The organism is Limnohabitans rimovensis (SeqCode) (assembly GCF_965234775.1).
Classification (GTDB): domain Bacteria; phylum Pseudomonadota; class Gammaproteobacteria; order Burkholderiales; family Burkholderiaceae_C; genus Limnohabitans; species Limnohabitans rimovensis.
Genome location: NZ_OZ248562.1, coordinates 685,367 through 702,908, shown reverse-complemented (window position 1 = coordinate 702,908; position 17,542 = coordinate 685,367). Strand labels below are relative to the sequence as shown.

Below are 17,542 nucleotides of genomic sequence, written 5' to 3'. Positions count from 1 at the left end.
TCGCCAGCACCGCTTTGTGCGGTGAACTGACTTTTGTCTTTTCCATATGGAAGCGTTTCTCTCATCCCTGGTCAGCGTTGCCTTTCACGGCGTGGCCTATGGGATGATTCTTTATGTGATCTCAGTGGGCCTGTCGGTCACCATGGGCTTGATGGGTTTTACCAATCTGGCCCATGGGGTGTTTGCCATGGCCGGTGGCTATGTCTTGGTCACCGCCTTGTCGCAATGGGATGTGCCCTTCCCACTGGCTTTGGTGCTGGCTTTTGTGCTGGTGGCCCTGGCCAGTGTGGTGCTCGAGCGCTTGCTCTATTCACGCTTGTATGGTGCGGTCGAACTCGAACAAGTGCTGCTGACCATTGGCCTGATCTTCATGTCTGTGGCCGTGGCGCGGCTCATTTTCGGCACCTTGCAGCAACCGGTGGTCTTGCCCGAATACCTCAAGGGCCAGTTTTCTCTGTTGGGCCGGGACTTTCCGGCTTACCGGGTTTTTCTCATTCTGTTCAGTGCCTGCATCATCGCCACCCTTTGGTTTGGCGTCGAACGCACCATTTGGGGCGCCAAAGTGCGCGCCGCGGTGGACAACCGGGCCATGGCCCAGTCGATTGGCATCAACACCCGGCGCCTGTTCGCCATCACTTTTGCCGTGGGCAGCGGCTTGGCTGGCTTGGGCGGCGCGTTGGGCGCAGAGATTGTGGCCATTCAACCGACCTACCCGTTTGAACAGTTGGTCTACTTTTTGATCGTGGTCTCTGTGGGCGGCTTGGGCAGCCTGCGCGGACCGTTTGTGGCGGCGCTGCTGATTGGCATCACCGACACCGCCTGCAAATACTGGCTGCCGCAATTTGGCGCGTTCTTTATTTATATTGCCACCATCGGTTTGCTGCTGTGGCGACCGGCCGGATTGTTTGGGAAGCGCACATGAGCCAGCACGTTGGATACAACGCCAACCCGGGTTTGCGCTGGACCGAAGCCCTGCCCTGGGTGGCCGCTGGGCTGGCATTTTTTCTGCTGCCCGATTACCTTCCCTTGGGCGCTCGCATCCTCACTTATATATTGTTTGCCCTGTCGCTGGACCTGATCATTGGTTACGCGGGCATCATCACCTTGGGCCATGCGGCTTTTTTCGGTTTGGGCGCCTATGTGACGGGCATCATGTCGGCCAAGCTCGGCTTTCATGACCCCATTGTTCAGTTGCTCACCAGCGGTGTGGCCGCCGGATTACTGGGATTGGCCACGGGCGCCATCATCTTGCGCATGCATGGCCTGACCCAGCTCATGCTCACCTTGGCCATTGCGGCCTTGTGCCTGGAGGTCGCCAACAAAGCCACTCCGGTGACGGGCGGTGCCGATGGTTTGTCTGGCGTGGTCATCGCCCCCATCTTTGGCATGTTTTCTTTTGACATGTTTGGCAAGACCGCTTATTTGTGGTGTTTGTTCATTTTGCTGGTCAGTTGGTGGCTGGTTCGCCGCTTGATTTATTCGCCATTTGGGGTGTCCCTCACCGGCATCCGTGAAAACAGCCTGCGCATGCACGCCATAGGCGCGCCCGTGGATGCACGCTTGCGCAAGGTCTACACCCTGTCGGCCACCATGGCTGGCATGGCCGGTGCCTTGCTGACCCAAACCAATCAGTTTGTGGGCCTCAATGTGCTGGGCTTTGAGCCTTCGGGTGAACTGCTGGTGATGCTGATTTTGGGCGGCGTGGGCCGCTTGTACGGCGCATTTGTCGGCCCCTTGGTGTTTTTGGTGGCGCAAGATTTCTTGGCCAAAAAATTCCCCGAGTACTGGTATTTCGGTATTGGCCTGATGCTGGTGCTGGTGGTGCTGTTTGCGCGCGGTGGCATTTTGGGCTTGATCGATGGCTGGGTGACACGCTTCAAAGGAAAAACCGCATGAGCAGCGTGCTGGAAACCCGGGGCCTGTGCAAAAGCTTTGGGGCTTTGACGGTGGCCGAGCAAATCAATTTCCGCTTGGAGCCCGGCTCCCGTCATGCCCTGATTGGTCCCAATGGCGCGGGCAAAACCACCTTTGTCAACTTACTGACCGGTCGACTGGCCCCCACCTCTGGCCAAGTATTCATTGGTGGCCAAGACGTGACCGCCTTGCCCCAAGCCGAGCGGGTGCGCCGGGGACTGGGGCGCACCTTTCAGATCAACACCTTGTTCAAGAAAATGACGGTGCTCGACAACGTGGCACTGGGTGTGGCCGAGCGTTTGCAAGTGGCCGACCAAATTTGGCAGCCTGCCCGCGCTTTGAAGGCCGTGCGCGATGAGTCCATGGCTTTGCTAGAGCTGCTGGGCATTTCCGCCGATGCGGGCTTGCGCATCACCGATTTGCCCTATGGCAAACAACGTTTGGTCGAGATCGCCATTGCCCTGGGCCTGCAACCCAAGGTGTTGTTGCTGGACGAGCCAGCCGCTGGCGTGCCCTCGATGGAGTCGGACCGCATCCTGCAAGCGCTGGACGCCTTGCCCGCAGACATGGCCATCCTGATCATCGAGCATGACATGGACTTGGTGTTTCGCTTTGCCAAGCGCATCACCGTGCTGGTCCAAGGCGAGGTCTTGTGTGAGGGCAGCCCTCAAGAAATAGCCGCCGACAAACGCGTGCACCAGGTGTATTTGGGAGAGCAACATGACTGAACCCAGCACCCCTTTGGCCCTGCGGCTGCAAGGCGTTCGTGCGGGCTATGGCGAGACCGTGGTGTTGGAGGACATCAGCTTTGATGTGCCAGAGCGTGGCGCGCTGGCCTTGCTGGGTCGCAACGGGGTGGGCAAAACCACCTTGTTGGCCACCTTGATGGGGCACACCCAATTGCACGGTGGGCGCATTGAATACCGTGGCCAATCGATCGAGCGCTCACCCGTGCACGAGCGCTCGCGTTTGGGCATTGGCTATGTGCCCCAAACCCGAGATATTTTTCCATCTCTCAGCATCGAAGAAAACCTGATGGTGGCTGCGCGCAAAGGCCGCTGGCCCATGGAGCGTGTGTACGAGTTGTTTCCCCGCCTGGCTGAGCGGCGCAGCCACATGGGCAACCAAATATCGGGCGGAGAACAGCAAATGCTCTCCATCGGTCGTGCGCTCATGGGCGACCCCGCCATTTTGCTTTTGGACGAGCCCATGGAGGGCTTGGCGCCCATCATTGTGGAAATGCTGTTGCAAGCCCTGACCCGCTTGATCCGCGAGGAAGCTTTGACCGTGGTCCTGGTGGAGCAATCGGCCAAACTGGCCTTGCAAGTCACCGAAGACGTGTTGGTGCTCAGCCGCGGCCGCATCATCCACAGCGGCAAAAGCGCCGACCTGCTGGCCCAACCCGAGCGCTTGGCCCAATTGATCGTGGCCCATTGAAAGTGCACATCCCTGGGTCAGATCGGCCCCATCTAATCTGGCCATGAGCGATACCGCCCACTCACCCCAGACCGTCTTGCCGAAAACCTTGAACCACAACGCATTTGTGTTGGCGGTGTTTTTTTTGTTTGTGGGCTTTTCAACGCTTTTCATTGACGCCCAACATCTGCGACAAAATGCGCTGTTCATTCTTTTACAAGGGCTGTCCTTTGCCACCGGTGGGACATGCATGTGGGCATGGCTGCGATACATTCGCCGCCCCCGCGCCAGATCCTGAGCGGCCCAACTGGCGCGCCTGAACCATTACCTTTGGGCTGACACCAGCCAACGCTGGTGTGTCTACAGGTTGTGATAAGCCGATTTATGGACCAAGCAAAAGTCTTTCAATCCCACCATGTTTTTTTGCTCGGTGGTGTTGGCATAAACCTCGGCCTTGATGCGATCTTGCTCGGCTTGGTTCACCTTGCTCACGCATTTGCGCTTTTTAAAGGTTTCCTTGAAACGCTCCGACACATCACCCTTGAAGCTGCACATTTTTTCAATGGTTTCGTTGAACGCGGTGTCGCGCATGATTCGCACACAGGTGTGGGTCAAACCGTCGGCCGGTTTTTGGCCCCAAGCCGCATCGCTCAGGCACAGCACCCACAGACCCAAAACAAGCCAGCGCCCAAGTGCAAGCCCGCACATGCCCGCACCTTGCCCTCGAGCCGCTGGGGCTTGCGCCAGGGTGGGGCCGCTACAATTCAACATGGCATGCGGGTGTAGTTCAATGGCAGAACGGCAGCTTCCCAAGCTTTAGACGAGGGTTCGATTCCCTTCACCCGCTCCAATCGCCCCGAGACCGTGTCATTGACAAACATTGAAGTCCACACGCGGTCTTGAACAGGGCCAGGTCAGATCAAGGGCACGCCGGTTTTGGACTGGATGAAATCGCGGGTCACGCCCGTGGCCAGTTCCACCAATTTCAGGCCTTGCGGGGTGACATCCATCACGCCCAAATCGGTGATGATGCGGTCGACCACCGCCACACCCGTCAAAGGCAAGGTGCAGTCGGCCAAAATTTTCAGGTCTTCGGTGCCGTCTTTTTTCTTGGCCACATGCTCCATCAACACGATGACGCGCTTGACGCCGGCCACCAAATCCATGGCGCCGCCCATGCCTTTGACCATCTTGCCGGGGATCATCCAATTGGCCAAATCGCCACGCCCGCTGACTTGCATGGCGCCCAAAATGGACAAATTGATTTTTCCGCCACGGATCATGGCAAAACTGTCATGACTGCCAAAAATCGAGGTGCCTGCGATGGTGGTCACGGTTTGCTTGCCGGCATTGATCAGGTCGGCATCGACCTCTGACTCTTTGGGAAAGGGCCCAATGCCCAGCATGCCGTTCTCAGACTGCAACCAGACATCGATGTCCGCCGGGACGTGGTTGGCCACCAAGGTGGGGATGCCGATGCCGAGGTTGACGTAAAACCCGTCTTCGAGTTCGTGCGCCGCGCGTGCGGCCATTTGGTCTTGGCTCCAGCTCATGTCAAACCCCTGATGTTTCGGTGATGGTGCGCTTTTCGATGCGCTTTTCTGGGTGGGCGTTGAGCACCAGTCGGTGCACATAAACGCCGGGCAAATGGATTTGATCGGGGTCCATGTCACCGATTTCCACGATTTGCTCCACCTCGACCACACAAATCTTGCCCGCCATGGCTGCGGCCGGGTTGAAGTTGCGCGCCGTCAATCGGAATTGCAAATTGCCCGACTTGTCAGCGCGCCAAGCCTTGACCAGGGACACATCGGGCACCAAGGCGCGCTCCATGACATAGGTTTCCCCATCGAATTCGCGCAACTCTTTGCCTTCGGCGACCATGGTGCCCACGCCCGTTTTGGTGAAAAAGGCCGGAATGCCCGCACCACCGGCGCGCAGCTTTTCGGCCAAGGTGCCTTGGGGGGTGAACTCCAACTCCAGCTCACCGGCCAGGTATTGGCGCTCAAACTCTTTGTTCTCACCCACATAAGACGAGATCATTTTTTTGATTTGTCGGGTTTCGAGCAAGCGGCCCAAGCCAAAACCGTCCACCCCTGCGTTGTTGGAGATGACGGTCAAATCCTTCACGCCACTGGTGCGCATGGCCTCGATCAAGGCCTCGGGAATGCCGCACAAACCAAAGCCACCCACGGCCAGCATTTGGCCGTCTTTGACGATGCCCTGGAGCGCCTCGCTGGCACTCGGAAAGATTTTGTTCACACCTGGCTCCGTGACTGAAAAACATCAACGATACTACAACTCAACGCCCTTGCCGTAGCCTTTTGCAAGCATCGCCAACCCCACTTTGACCGCTGTTGACCCTCGGAGCAAACCCATGAACCGTTACCCCATGCCAAGCCTGGAATCGCTGCCCCCAGACCTGCAAGCGCGCATTTTGGAAGTGCAAGAAAAGGCCGGTTTTGTCCCGAATGTGTTTTTGGCTTTGGCGCGCCGCCCGGCTGAATGGCGGGCGTTTTTTGCCTACCACGACGCCTTGATGTTGAAAGAGGATTCAGGCCTGACCAAGGGCGAGCGCGAAATGATCGTGACCACCACCAGCGCGGCCAACCACTGCTTGTATTGCGTGGTGGCCCACGGCGCGATATTGCGCATTTACGAGAAAAAGCCCCTGGTGGCCGATCAAGTCGCGGTCAACCACCGCAAAGCCGATATCAGCCCGCGCCAAAAGGCCATGCTCGACTTTGCGATGAAGGTTTGTCTGCACAGCGACCAGATTGAAGACAGCGACTTCCCCACCCTGCACGCCCACGGCTTCAGCGACGAAGACATTTGGGACATCGCCGCCATCACCGCCTTTTTTGGGCTCTCCAACCGCATGGCCAGCTTCAGCGGCATGATGCCCAATACCGAGTTCTACGCCATGGGGCGCCAACCCAAAGCCAAACCGACCTGATCAGGTGATGTGCGCGCGCATCCAGTCGGGCAAGGGGGCTGATTTTTGGGCCGGGAAGTCCACCCAAATGGTGGTCGCGCCGCCGGCGGCGTGAATCACACCGGGCTGATCCACGGGCTCAAACGTGGCCCAGGATTCAAATGAACTGCGGCCCGCGTCGCTGACATACATCTTCATGCGCACATCGCAGGGGTACTGCAACTGCTTGTAAAAGTTGCAAAACACGTTGACGATCACCGGCCCTTGCCCCTGGGGGTTGGGGTCACAACCAATTTGGGTGAACCATTCGATGCGAATGGTCTCCATGAAACGCATGTAGCTGGCATTGTTGAGGTGGCCCATGGCGTCCATGTCGCCCCAACGGATGGGCATCACCATCTCGTGAACCAGCTTTTTGACCTCTGGAATCTCCAACTTCATGCGTTCCCCCTGGGGGTGGGTGTCGCCAACAACGCTGCTGGGCGGTGGATGGTGTGCTTCATGGCCATGTCTCCGAATATGAGGACGATTATCTCTATCTGTTGCAAACGCTCGCAATTAGAATGCCCAACGTTGATCACAGCCATATGAGGACACGATGACCGCAGCCGAAATCATTGCCCAGTACGGACCCCGTGAAGCCATGGAATACGACGTGGTCGTGGTGGGCGCCGGCCCGGCGGGCTTGTCCACCGCCATCCGCTTGAAGCAGTTGGCGCAAGAAAAAGGCCATGAGGTGTCGGTGGTGGTGCTGGAAAAAGGCTCCGAGCCGGGCGCGCACATTCTGTCGGGCGCCATCATGGACCCGCGCGCCATCACCGAACTTTTTCCCGACTGGAAGGCCATGGGCGCACCCTTGAACCAACCGGTGACCGATGACGCCTTCATGTTCTTCACCGAAAACAGCGGCATCCGCACGCCCAACTGGTTGCTGCCCGAGTGTTTTCAAAACCACGGCAATTACATCGTCAGCTTGGGCGACGTGACACGCTGGTTGGCGCAACAGGCCGAGGCCTTGGGCGTTGAAATATTCCCGGGCTTTGCCGCGGCAGAAGTGCTGTACACCGAAACCGGCGCTGTCAAAGGCGTTGCCACCGGCAACATGGGGGTGGGCAAAGACGGTGAGCCCACGGAGAACTTCCAACTCGGCATGGAATTGCATGCCAAATACACGGTGTTTGCCGAAGGCGCGCGCGGTCACTTGGGCAAACAAGTCATCGCCCGCTTCAAACTTGACGCCGGCAAAGACCCCCAAAGCTATGGCATTGGCATCAAAGAGCTGTGGGAGATTGACCCGCAACGCCACCAAGCCGGTTTTGCCATGCACAGCGCCGGCTGGCCTTTGGAGAACGATGTGTACGGCGGGTCATTTTTGTACCACGCCGAAGGCAACAAGGTGGTGGTGGGTTTTGTCGTGGGTTTGGACTACACCAACCCCTACCTCAGCCCCTATGAGGAGTTTCAACGCTTCAAAACCCACCCCAATGTCCGTTGGTACTTTGAAGGCGATGCCGAAAAGGGCATTGCACCGGGCAAGCGCATTTCTTATGGCGCGCGCGCCATCACCGCTGGTGGCTTGCTGTCCCTGCCCAAAACGGTTTTCCCCGGCGGCGCATTGGTCGGTTGCGACGCAGGCTACCTGAATGCCAGCCGCATCAAGGGCAGCCATGCGGCCATCAAAACCGGCATGCTCGCCGCCGAAGCAGCTTTTGACGCCTTGCAAGCGGGACGCCAACACGACGAGCTCAGCGCCTACCCCCAGGCCTTTGAAAACAGCTGGCTGTACACCGAGCTCAACAAAGCCCGCAACTTCAAGCAATGGTTTAAAAAGGGTTTCAACGTCGGCTCGCTGATGACCGGCATCGAGCAGTTTGTGTTGCGCGGCAACATGCCTTGGACCATCCACCGCCTGAAACCCGATCATGTGGCGCTGCGCTCATACAGCGAATGCAAGCCCATCCGTTACCCAAAACCCGATGGCGTCATCAGTTTTGACCGCTTGAGCAGCGTGTTCATCAGCAACACCAACCACGAAGAAAACCAGCCCGCCCACCTGACCCTGACCGACCCGACCATCCCGGTGTTGGTCAACAAGCGCATGTACGCCGGGCCCGAAACGCGCTACTGCCCGGCCGGCGTGTATGAATACGTGCAAAACGACGACAAAACCGAGCGCTTGCAAATCAACGCGCAAAACTGCGTGCACTGCAAAACCTGTGACATCAAAGACCCCACGCAAAACATCATCTGGGTCACCCCCGAAGGCGGCGGCGGGCCCAATTACGCCGGCATGTGAGGGCGCTTGGCGGGGTGGTTAGAATCCCGTCGGTCAGGAGAGAGTTCGCAAGAACCGCCGAAGGCTGAACGCTCAGGCAAAAGGACTGACGCAATCGATTCTGTTGGAGAGAGGTGCCGTGCAAAGCGGCATCCACCGAAGGGGCAAAGCTGCATTTGGCGGTCTGAATCTCTCAGGTAAAGCGGACAACAGGGTTCCCGGTGCTGGCATGGGGCTGGCACTGCCTTTGGCTGGAGCCCACTTTGTCCGACAACACGCTGCTCAAAACCCCGCTGCATGGCCTGCATTTGTCCCTGGGGGCACGCATGGTGCCTTTTGCGGGCTATGACATGCCGGTGCAATACCCCGCAGGCCTGATGGCCGAACACAAACACACCCGCGCTGCAGCGGGCTTGTTTGACGTGTCGCACATGGGCCAAATCCGCTTGGTGGGCCCTGGTGCCGCCCGCGCCTTGGAAACACTGATTCCGATGGACGTCCTGGGCTTGGGGCTGAACCAACAACGCTACGGCCTGCTGCTGAATGCGCAAGGCGGCATCATCGACGACTTGATGTTTGTCAACCGGGGTGATGACCTTTTGCTGATCGTCAATGGCGCTTGCAAGGTCCACGACATCGCGCACATTCAAGCGGCCATTGGCACCCTGTGCCAGGTCATCCCCCTGCCTCAGCAAGCCTTGCTGGCCTTGCAAGGCCCAACGGCCGCACAGGCTTTGGGAAACTTGATTCCCGGCGTTTCTGCCTTGGTCTTCATGACCGGTGGGGCCTTCAGCTGGCAAGGCCACCCCGTGTACATCACCCGCAGCGGCTATACCGGGGAAGATGGTTTTGAAATCTCCGTTCATCAAGACGCGGCCAGCCCCTTGGCCCAAGCCCTGCTGGCGCAAGACGGTGTGGCCCCGATTGGCCTGGGCGCGCGCAACTCCCTGCGCCTGGAGGCTGGTTTGTGCCTGTATGGCCAGGACATTGACGCGCAAACCACGCCAATCGAAGCGGGCCTGAACTGGGCCATCCAAAAGGTTCGGCGCAGCGGCGGTGATCGGGCGGGTGGCTTTCCAGGTTCAGGCCAGGTGCTGGCACAGTTGGACGGACTACATCCCTTGCCACGCCGCCGTGTCGGTCTGCTGGCTTTGGAGCGCGTGCCGGTGCGTGAACACACGGTGCTGCAGTCGGTGGATGGGAAAGATGTCGGTGAAGTCACCAGCGGGCTGCTCGGCCCGAGCATCGATCAACCCATTGCCATGGGCTACGTGCACCCTGACCATGCCAGCCCGGGCCATCGGCTGAACGCGGTGGTGCGCGGCAAAGCCGTGCCCATGGAAGTCGTTGCCATGCCGTTTGTGCCCAATCGATACCACCGCGGACCGAAATAATTGGAATCTGACCCCAATTAATCCATTAACGCTTTTTTAGAACCAGCAAAGGAACCTCCCCATGAGCCTCAAATACACCGTTGAACACGAATGGGTGCGCCCCGAAGGAGCTGTCGCTTGCGTGGGCATCACCCACCATGCCCAAGACGCCTTGGGCGATGTGGTGTTTGTCGAATTGCCCGAGGTGGGCAGCGCATTTGAACAAGGTGCCGTGGCGGGGGTGGTCGAGTCGGTCAAGGCCGCGGCCGACGTCTACATGCCCATCAGTGGCACCGTCACTGAGGTCAATGAAGCCTTGCGCGACGACCCTTCCTTGGCCAATACCGACCCATTGGGGGCAGGATGGTTCTTCAAGGTGCAGCCCAGCGCACCCGCTCAAATCGATGCCTTGATGGACGAAGCCGCCTATGCGGCCTTGACCGGTTCATGACCGCACACGGTGGGCGCAAGCCGTTTGTCGCTGTCGTTCGCCCACCGCTTTTTCCCCGCCACTGATCCCTGACCCTTGCCACCCAAAGGCCCCGCCATGCTCATGCCCACTGCCAAACCCCTGGACGAATTGGAAAACCATTCGGAGTTCATTGCCCGCCACATTGGCATCAGTGCCGCAGACGAGCAACACATGTTGGGGGTCATTGGCGCGGCTTCGCGCCGCGCCCTGATCGAGGCCATCGTGCCGCAATCAATTGCCCGGCGCCACAGCATGCAGTTGCCGCCGCCCATCACCGAAGCGGCGGCATTGGCCGAGCTCAAGGCCATGGCCGGTCGAAATCAATTGCTCAAAAGTTTCATTGGGCAGGGCTATCACGGCACCCACACCCCCGGCGTGATCTTGCGTAATATTTTGGAAAACCCCGCCTGGTACACCGCCTACACGCCCTACCAAGCCGAAATCAGCCAAGGCCGCATGGAAGCCTTGGTGAACTTTCAAACCATGGTCTGCGACCTGACCGCCATGCCCATCGCAAATGCCTCCATGCTCGACGAGGCCACCGCCGGCGCCGAGGCCATGACCTTGGCCAAGCGCCAGGTGAAAGCCCGCAGCATGCGGATGGTGGTGGATTCAGATTGCCACCCGCAAACCATCGAGGTGATCCAAACCCGGGCCCAGCCCTTGGGCATCGAAGTGGTGCTGACCCACGGCCCACAAGCGTGGCAAACCGCTTTGGCCGCTGGTGGCTACTTTGCCGCCTTGCGTGCTTATCCTGGCAGCAGCGGTGCGTTGGTTGACGCGTCGGCCGATGCTGACATCATCCACAGCCACCAAGCGGCACTGATTGTGTGTGCCGATTTGCTCGCCCTGACCTTGCTCAAACCCCCAGGCGAGATGGGTGCTGACATCGTGATCGGCACCACGCAACGCTTTGGCATGCCCATGGGCGCGGGCGGCCCACATGCTGCTTATTTGGCGTGCAAAGACGAATACAAACGCTCCATGCCCGGTCGCTTGGTCGGGGTCAGCATCGATGTTCACGGCCACCCTGCTTACCGGCTGGCCCTGCAAACCCGTGAGCAGCACATTCGGCGCGAGAAAGCCACCTCGAATATTTGCACCGCCCAAGTGCTGCCGGCGGTGGTGGCCAGCATGTATGCGGTCTACCACGGGCCCCAAGGCTTGAAGCGCATCGCCCAACGCGTGAGCAGCTATTGCGCCATCTTGGCCCAGGGCTTGCAACAAATGGGTTGCGTGATGCTCCATGACACCGCCTTTGACACCTTGGGTGTGGTGATGACGTCTCCCTCAGCGGCGAGCGAGTTGCAAGCGCGGGCTGTGGCCGCCGGTGTCAATCTGCGCCGCTTGAACGACCACACCATCGGCATCAGCCTGGACGAAACCACCACCCGCGAAGATGTGCAGTTGCTGTGGCAGTTGTTGGCCCGGCCTGACAGCGCTCTGCCCGAATGGTCAACATTTGAAAAAGGCATAGCCCCCCTGATCCCCGAGGGCTTGCGCCGCAGCAGCGACTTTCTCACCCACCCGGTGTTCAGCAAATACCACTCAGAAACCGGCATGTTGCGCTACATCCGCCAGCTATCGGACAAAGACCTGGCGCTGGACCGCAGCATGATCCCGCTGGGTTCGTGCACCATGAAGCTCAATGCCACCAGCGAGATGATTCCCATCACCTGGCCCGAATTTGCCAACGTCCACCCCTTTGCGCCAGCCGATCAGCTGCAAGGCTATGCCGAGTTGGACCGCCAGTTGCGGAAATGGCTGTGCGAGGCCACCGGTTACGCCGGCATCAGCTTGCAGCCCAATGCGGGCTCGCAGGGCGAATATGCGGGCTTGCTGGTGATCCAGGCCTACCACCGCGCCCACGGTCAAGGGCACCGCCACATTTGCCTGATCCCGTCCAGCGCCCATGGCACCAACCCCGCCAGCGCCCAAATGGTGGGCATGCAAGTGGTGGTGACGCAGTGCGACGAGAACGGCAATGTGGACATGGCCGATTTGCAAGCCAAGTGCGAGCAGCACAGCGCCAACCTGGCCGCAGTGATGATCACCTACCCCAGCACCCACGGGGTGTTTGAAACCCAGGTCAAGGCCTTGTGCGCATTGGTGCACCAGCATGGCGGGCGCGTGTATGTCGATGGCGCGAACATGAACGCCTTGGTCGGCGTGGCCGCTCCCGGCGAATTTGGCGGCGATGTCAGCCATCTGAATTTGCACAAAACCTTTTGCATCCCGCACGGCGGCGGCGGCCCCGGCGTGGGACCGGTGTGCGTGGTGCCAGACCTGGTGCCCTTTTTGCCTGGCCATGCCACGGGGGGCTGGCCCGGTGGCGGGCAAACCGCCCAAACCCCGACCAGCGGCCAAGACAAACCTGCCGCCGCACCGGCGGTGGGCGCCATCTCAGCGGCGCCTTTGGGCAACGCCGCGGTGTTGCCCATTTCCTGGATGTACTGCCGCATGATGGGCGCGGCCGGCTTGCAACTGGCCACAGAGACGGCCATCCTGTCCGCCAATTACATCAGCCGCCGTTTGGCCGACCACTACCCCACCTTGTACGCGGGCGAGCACGGCCACGTGGCGCACGAATGCATCTTGGACCTGCGTGGCCTCAAAGACAGTGCCGGTGTGATGGCCGAGGACGTGGCCAAGCGTTTGATGGACCATGGCTTCCATGCGCCCACCCTGTCCTTTCCCGTGGCCAACACCTTGATGGTTGAGCCCACCGAAAGCGAAACGCTGGAGGAACTCGATCGCTTCATCCAAGCCATGATCGCCATCCGCGAAGAAATTCGCCACATTGAAACCGGTGTTTGGCCGCCAGACAATAACCCGCTGAAAAACTCACCTCACACGGTGGGCAGCGTGCTGGGTGCGGACTGGCCCCACCCCTATTCCCGCGAGTTGGCTGCGGTGTTGCAGGGCCGCCCCCTGGGCAGTGTGAAGTACTGGCCCAGTGTGGGCCGCATCGACAACGTGCATGGCGACCGCAACTTGTTTTGCAGTTGCGTGCCCCTGTCCGCCTACGCCGCGGACAGACAGACCTCGGGCTGATCAGCCTTCGTAACGCTGGCCGGTGGCCAGCAGTTCGGGCGTGCCAATCACCGCATTGAGACCGTCAAAGTCCAGCATCTGCTCGCGCCAAGGCAAACTGGTTTGGTGCTGGTGCAAGCTGCGGTAATAGCCTTGCAAGGTGTGCGCCACCGCCCGTGCCGTGCCGCCAGGGAAGATCACAATGCGGTAACCCTTTTGCCCCAAGCTTTGGGCATCGGTCACCGGGGTTTTACCGCCCTCGACCATGTTGGCCAACATCGGGATGCGCCCTGCAAAACGGCCACACGCCACATCCATTTGTTCGGGGCTGCGCACCGCTTCGATGAACAGCGCGTCCACACCGCATTCCAAATAGGCTTCGGCACGGTCCATGGCGGCTTCAAAGCCCTCCACCGCCACCGCATCGGTGCGGGCCAGGATCAAGGTTTGGGGGCTGCGCCGCGCGTCCAGCGCCGCCCGCAATTTGCCTTGCATCTCGCGGGTTGGGACCACAGTTTTGCCGTCCAAATGGCCACAGCGCTTGGGAAAGCCCTGGTCCTCGAGTTGGATCATGGCCGCGCCCGCCCGCTCAAAGGCCAACACCGTGCGCTGCACGTTCAAAGCATTGCCAAAACCGGTGTCGGCGTCCACGATCACGGGCAGTCTGACCCGCTCGGTGATACGCGCCAAGGTATCGGCCACCTCGGTGGCGGTGGTCAAGCCCACGTCCGAGCGGCCCAGGCGGGTGTAGGCGATGGATGCGCCAGACAAATACAAGGCTTCAAAGCCCGATTGCTCCGCGATCAAAGCGCTCAAGGCGTCGTAAATGCCAGGGGCCAAGACCACTTGGTTTTGTTGCAGGCGCTGGTGAAAGGTCATGGTGGGGTTGTTCATGGGCAAGCTCTGTGAAGGTGAAGTGATTATTCGGGTTTGGCGCCAGCATAGCGCACCACATCGCGCCAGCGCAGCACATCTTGGGCCACAAAGCGCTCAAAATCTGCCGCGCTGCTGCCCACCACCTGGGCACCCTCGGCCTCGATGCGTCGGCGCACGGCAGGCACCAGCAGGGTTTGGCGCGCAGCTTGGCTGATCTTTTGCACCAGGGCTGCGTCCATGCGCGCGGGTCCAAACAGTCCAAACCAAGCGCTGGACTCAAACCCAGTCAGGGCCTCGGCAATGGCCGGCGCCGCGCCGCGATAGGGAATGTTGACGATGAACACCTGCCCCTTCATCCAGAAAGCGTCGCTGGGGGCCCAGCGTGTGTCAAGCCAAGTGGCTTGCTCAGCCAAGCTGTGGCCTCTATTTTGACCGCGCAACCCCTTAGACTGCGGCCTGTGCTGACCGCTCGGCGACAGCCCAGCCCCTGCCCACTGGCATCCCCTCAACATTGCACCCTCCAATACCTTCCCGATCGCCTGCTCTTCCATGCTGCCCGAAATCAAACCCTATTTGACCGCCCTGGCCCTGCCCCCGTTGTCGCCGCTGCTGCTGATCGCTGTGGCTTGGTGGGGCTTGAGACGCCACCGCGCCTGGGCACATGCAGCCATCGCCCTGGGTTTGGCCAGCCTGTGGATGCTCAGTTGCTCAGCAGTGAGTGTGTGGCTGAGTCGGCACCTCTTGCCCCAACACCCCATGGTCAGCGCGCAGGACTTCAAAACCCAACAGGTGCAAGCCTTGGTGGTGCTGGGCGGCGGGGTCGAGGTGGACTTGCCAGACGGCGTCGCGCAACTGGGCCGCCACAGCCTGGACCGGCTGCGCCAAGGGGTGCAATGGGCCCGCGTGACCCAACTGCCCCTGATGTTCACTGGCGGTGTGGGTTGGGGGGGCCGCAGCAACGGCCCCACGGAGGCCGAAGTGGCACAGCGGGTGGCCCAAGACGCTTTTGGTTGGCCCCTGCGCTGGGCCGAGAGCCAGTCGCGCGACACCCAAGAAAATGCCCAACAAAGCTTTCGCATCCTGTCGGCCCAAGGCATCACCCGGATCGGCTTGGTCACCGACAGCTGGCACATGGCGCGCAGCGTGCGCCAGTTTGAACGCGCCGGATTTGTGGTCACGCCCATCCCCATGGCCCACCCTGGCAAGCTCAACAACCTGCTGGATTGGGTGCCCAACTCAGGGGCCCTGATGACCTCTACACAAGTGATTCGTGAGCGCCTAGGCTTGTGGGTGGCGCGCTAAGCACATGAGAACGGTCGATGTGGGTCAGGTCCATTACCCACTTTTCACCCCGACATGGTTCATCACCTTGTGAATTACCCATATTTAGCGGCCGCGATCCATTCGCCCCCGTTGACCACTTTGCGCCCCCGTCTGTTACATTAATAACCAATCAGTCAGTAACAAAGTGACCCCAGATTTAACACACAAACGCGAACGGCGAAAAGACGCTCGCCCCGGCGAACTGCTCGAGGCGGCTTTGCAGTTGTTTGTGCAAAAGGGTTACGCCGCCACCAAGGTGGAAGATGTCGCAGCCTTGGCAGGGGTGTCCAAAGGCACCTTGTTTTTGTATTTCCCCACCAAGGAAGACCTGCTCAAAGCCGTGGTCAGCGAAAATCTTGCGCAGCACTTTCCGGCCTGGAACCAAGCCTTTGAAAGTTTTGAGGGCAGCAGCGCGGAGATGCTGCGGTTTGCCCTTCACAGTTGGTGGGAAAAAATCGGCTCCACCCCTGCCAGTGGCATCTGCAAGCTGATGATCAGCGAATCGCGCAACTTCCCCGACTTGTTGGCCTTTTACGTCGAATCGGTCATGCGCCCCGGCAACATATTGTTGCGGCGCATTTTGGAGCGCGGCATGGCCAACGGTGAATTTCGCCCCATGGACGCCGACATCGCGGTGCACACCATCGTCGCGCCAATGATTTTTTTAATGATTTGGGAAAACAGCATGACCGCTTTCTCATCCAGCCTGTCCATGTCACCCATGGCCTTTTTAGAGCATCAAATCGATGTCTTGCTGCATGGGCTGGTGGCGCTGCCCCAGAGGGCCTGAAAACATGAATAAAACCTTATCAAGAACCTTGGTGGTTGTCATTTTGGCCAGTGGCCTGGGGGCGGCTTGGTATTTCAAAAGCCGAAGTGCCACACCCCCTGCAGCACCCGTGGTGGTGGAAATGGTTTATGAGTTGGCCCCTGGCGACGTGATGACCCTGAGCAACCGCCCCTTGACAGTGGGCGTGCCCTTCACCGGCAGTATCAAAGCTGTGAACAGTGCCGTGATCAAAGCCCGCGTGGCCGGCGAGCTGATGGATTTGTCGGTGCGCGAGGGCGACAGCGTGCGCACCGGTCAGGTCTTGGCGCGCATCGAGCCCACCGAATACCTGCGCCGCTTGCAACAGTTCAAGGACCAGGCCGATGCATCCAAGGCCCAAATAGACATTGCCCAACGCCAATTCGACAACAACAAAGCCCTGGTTGACCAAGGCTTCATCTCCAAAACCGCGCTCGATACTTCCTTGGCCACCTTGCAGGGGGCTCAGGCCACCCACAAGGCGGCTCTGTCTGCTGCCGAAGTGGCTTCCAAGTCCCTGGAGGACGCGGTGCTGCGCTCGCCCATCAACGCCCAGGTGTCGGCGCGCTTGGCCCAGCCTGGTGAGCGGCTGGCAATTGATGCCCGGGTGTTGGAGCTGGTGGACCTGAGCCGGGTGGAAATTGAAGTGCCCATGAGCGCGGCCGATGTCTTGGGCTTGCGCACCGGCCAAACCGCCCGGGTACGGGTTGAGGGACAAGAGGTGCCCGTTCCGGCCAAAGTGGCCCGCATCAACCCCAGCACCCAAAGCGGCAGCCGCAGCGTGATGGTCTATTTGTCATTCACAACGCTGCCAGGCCTTCGCCATGGCCAATTTGTTCAGGGCGTGATCGATACCGACCAAGCCCAGGTGCTGGCCGTGCCCTTGTCGGCGGTGCGCACCGAGCGCACCCAAGCCTATGTGCAGACCCTGGTCAACGGCAAAGTGGTTTACCGAAATGTCACCTTAGGGCCGCGCGGCCAAAGCGAGGGCAGCAACGACACCTGGGTGGGCATCAGTGGCGCCGATGCGGACAGCACCATCATCAGCGGCGCAGTGGGCAGCCTGCGCGAAGGCCTCAGCGTCAAAGTCAACACACCGACCAAGGCCCCCTGAACC

General features: G+C 59.9%; 18 protein-coding genes, 1 tRNA gene and 2 riboswitches. Of the genes, 13 read left to right on the top strand and 6 right to left on the bottom strand.

Annotated elements, in window-relative coordinates:
• Positions 1 to 46 precede the first annotated feature (46 nt).
• The 4 genes from AC8GFZ_RS03415 to AC8GFZ_RS03400 are packed head-to-tail and all read left to right on the top strand — an operon-like array spanning position 47 to position 3,351.
• Positions 47 to 922 carry a branched-chain amino acid ABC transporter permease gene (locus AC8GFZ_RS03415; RefSeq protein WP_506642344.1) on the top strand — a complete coding sequence of 292 codons (876 nt, stop codon included), beginning with the start codon at positions 47 to 49 and terminating at the stop codon, positions 920 to 922.
• Positions 919 to 1,896: a branched-chain amino acid ABC transporter permease gene (locus tag AC8GFZ_RS03410; protein WP_506642342.1), complete on the top strand. Its 978-nt coding sequence runs from the start codon at positions 919 to 921 to the stop codon at positions 1,894 to 1,896. Before AC8GFZ_RS03415 ends, AC8GFZ_RS03410 begins: the two co-directional genes overlap by 4 nt.
• Positions 1,893 to 2,642 (top strand): ABC transporter ATP-binding protein, encoded by a 750-nt coding sequence (locus AC8GFZ_RS03405; RefSeq protein WP_506642340.1) that lies wholly within the window; start codon positions 1,893 to 1,895, stop codon positions 2,640 to 2,642. Before AC8GFZ_RS03410 ends, AC8GFZ_RS03405 begins: the two co-directional genes overlap by 4 nt.
• Positions 2,635 to 3,351 (top strand): ABC transporter ATP-binding protein, encoded by a 717-nt coding sequence (locus tag AC8GFZ_RS03400; protein WP_506642338.1) that lies wholly within the window; start codon positions 2,635 to 2,637, stop codon positions 3,349 to 3,351. Before AC8GFZ_RS03405 ends, AC8GFZ_RS03400 begins: the two co-directional genes overlap by 8 nt.
• 339 nt (positions 3,352 to 3,690) lie before the next feature.
• Here the strand turns inward: AC8GFZ_RS03400 and AC8GFZ_RS03395 are convergent, their stop codons facing one another.
• The gene (locus AC8GFZ_RS03395) at positions 3,691 to 4,101 is read right to left on the bottom strand and encodes a hypothetical protein (RefSeq protein WP_506642336.1); all 411 of its coding nucleotides are present in this window, start codon (positions 4,099 to 4,101) and stop codon (positions 3,691 to 3,693) included.
• A 5-nt stretch (positions 4,102 to 4,106) separates the two neighbouring features.
• Here AC8GFZ_RS03395 and AC8GFZ_RS03390 point away from each other — a divergent pair.
• Positions 4,107 to 4,180: transfer RNA gene (locus tag AC8GFZ_RS03390), tRNA-Gly, on the top strand.
• 64 nt (positions 4,181 to 4,244) lie between these two features.
• Here the strand turns inward: AC8GFZ_RS03390 and AC8GFZ_RS03385 are convergent.
• Both AC8GFZ_RS03385 and AC8GFZ_RS03380 read right to left on the bottom strand, forming a co-directional pair.
• The gene (locus tag AC8GFZ_RS03385) at positions 4,245 to 4,883 is read right to left on the bottom strand and encodes a 3-oxoacid CoA-transferase subunit B (protein ID WP_506642334.1); all 639 of its coding nucleotides are present in this window, start codon (positions 4,881 to 4,883) and stop codon (positions 4,245 to 4,247) included.
• 1 nt (position 4,884) lies between these two features.
• Positions 4,885 to 5,592: a CoA transferase subunit A gene (locus tag AC8GFZ_RS03380; protein WP_506642332.1), complete on the bottom strand. Its 708-nt coding sequence runs from the start codon at positions 5,590 to 5,592 to the stop codon at positions 4,885 to 4,887.
• A 115-nt stretch (positions 5,593 to 5,707) separates the two neighbouring features.
• Here AC8GFZ_RS03380 and AC8GFZ_RS03375 point away from each other — a divergent pair, with 115 nt between their 5' ends.
• On the top strand, positions 5,708 to 6,286 hold the full coding sequence (locus tag AC8GFZ_RS03375; RefSeq protein WP_506642330.1) for a peroxidase-related enzyme: 579 nt from the start codon (positions 5,708 to 5,710) through the stop codon (positions 6,284 to 6,286).
• Here the strand turns inward: AC8GFZ_RS03375 and AC8GFZ_RS03370 are convergent, their stop codons facing one another.
• Positions 6,287 to 6,706 carry an acyl-CoA thioesterase gene (locus AC8GFZ_RS03370; RefSeq protein ID WP_506642328.1) on the bottom strand — a complete coding sequence of 140 codons (420 nt, stop codon included), beginning with the start codon at positions 6,704 to 6,706 and terminating at the stop codon, positions 6,287 to 6,289.
• A gap of 157 nt (positions 6,707 to 6,863) precedes the next feature.
• On the opposite strand from AC8GFZ_RS03370, the gene AC8GFZ_RS03365 reads away from it, so the two are divergent.
• The 4 genes from AC8GFZ_RS03365 to gcvP all read left to right on the top strand — a co-directional run bounded on the left by AC8GFZ_RS03365 (position 6,864) and on the right by gcvP (position 13,439).
• Positions 6,864 to 8,561, top strand: a complete 1,698-nt coding sequence (locus AC8GFZ_RS03365) for an electron transfer flavoprotein-ubiquinone oxidoreductase (protein ID WP_506642327.1) — start codon at positions 6,864 to 6,866, stop codon at positions 8,559 to 8,561.
• 24 nt (positions 8,562 to 8,585) lie between these two features.
• Positions 8,586 to 8,659, top strand: a riboswitch (glycine riboswitch).
• Positions 8,660 to 8,755, top strand: a riboswitch (glycine riboswitch).
• 36 nt (positions 8,756 to 8,791) lie between these two features.
• A complete protein-coding gene (gene gcvT, locus AC8GFZ_RS03360; protein ID WP_506644211.1) occupies positions 8,792 to 9,934 on the top strand; it encodes a glycine cleavage system aminomethyltransferase GcvT in 1,143 nt (380 codons plus the stop codon).
• Positions 9,935 to 9,995: 61 nt separating this feature from the next.
• Positions 9,996 to 10,364 (top strand): glycine cleavage system protein GcvH, encoded by a 369-nt coding sequence (gene gcvH / locus AC8GFZ_RS03355; protein ID WP_506642325.1) that lies wholly within the window; start codon positions 9,996 to 9,998, stop codon positions 10,362 to 10,364.
• Between the two features lie 96 nt (positions 10,365 to 10,460).
• The gene (gene gcvP, locus AC8GFZ_RS03350) at positions 10,461 to 13,439 is read left to right on the top strand and encodes an aminomethyl-transferring glycine dehydrogenase (RefSeq protein ID WP_506642324.1); all 2,979 of its coding nucleotides are present in this window, start codon (positions 10,461 to 10,463) and stop codon (positions 13,437 to 13,439) included.
• On the opposite strand, the gene AC8GFZ_RS03345 is transcribed toward gcvP, so the two are convergent.
• Complete coding sequence (locus AC8GFZ_RS03345; protein ID WP_506642322.1) at positions 13,440 to 14,312, bottom strand: isocitrate lyase/PEP mutase family protein; 873 nt, start codon at positions 14,310 to 14,312, stop codon at positions 13,440 to 13,442. It abuts the gene before it with no gap.
• A 26-nt stretch (positions 14,313 to 14,338) separates the two neighbouring features.
• Entirely contained in the window at positions 14,339 to 14,707 is a 369-nt protein-coding gene (locus AC8GFZ_RS03340; RefSeq protein ID WP_506642320.1) for a tripartite tricarboxylate transporter substrate-binding protein, read from the bottom strand.
• 136 nt (positions 14,708 to 14,843) lie between these two features.
• Here AC8GFZ_RS03340 and AC8GFZ_RS03335 point away from each other — a divergent pair, with 136 nt between their 5' ends.
• The 3 genes from AC8GFZ_RS03335 (at position 14,844) to AC8GFZ_RS03325 (ending at position 17,539) form a co-directional block, all read left to right on the top strand.
• Positions 14,844 to 15,596, top strand: coding sequence for a YdcF family protein (locus AC8GFZ_RS03335; protein ID WP_506642318.1), 753 nt, complete (start codon positions 14,844 to 14,846; stop codon positions 15,594 to 15,596).
• Positions 15,597 to 15,762: 166 nt separating this feature from the next.
• A complete protein-coding gene (locus AC8GFZ_RS03330) occupies positions 15,763 to 16,407 on the top strand; it encodes a TetR/AcrR family transcriptional regulator (RefSeq protein WP_506642316.1) in 645 nt (214 codons plus the stop codon).
• A gap of 4 nt (positions 16,408 to 16,411) precedes the next feature.
• A complete protein-coding gene (locus tag AC8GFZ_RS03325; RefSeq protein WP_506642315.1) occupies positions 16,412 to 17,539 on the top strand; it encodes an efflux RND transporter periplasmic adaptor subunit in 1,128 nt (375 codons plus the stop codon).
• Positions 17,540 to 17,542 lie beyond the last annotated feature (3 nt).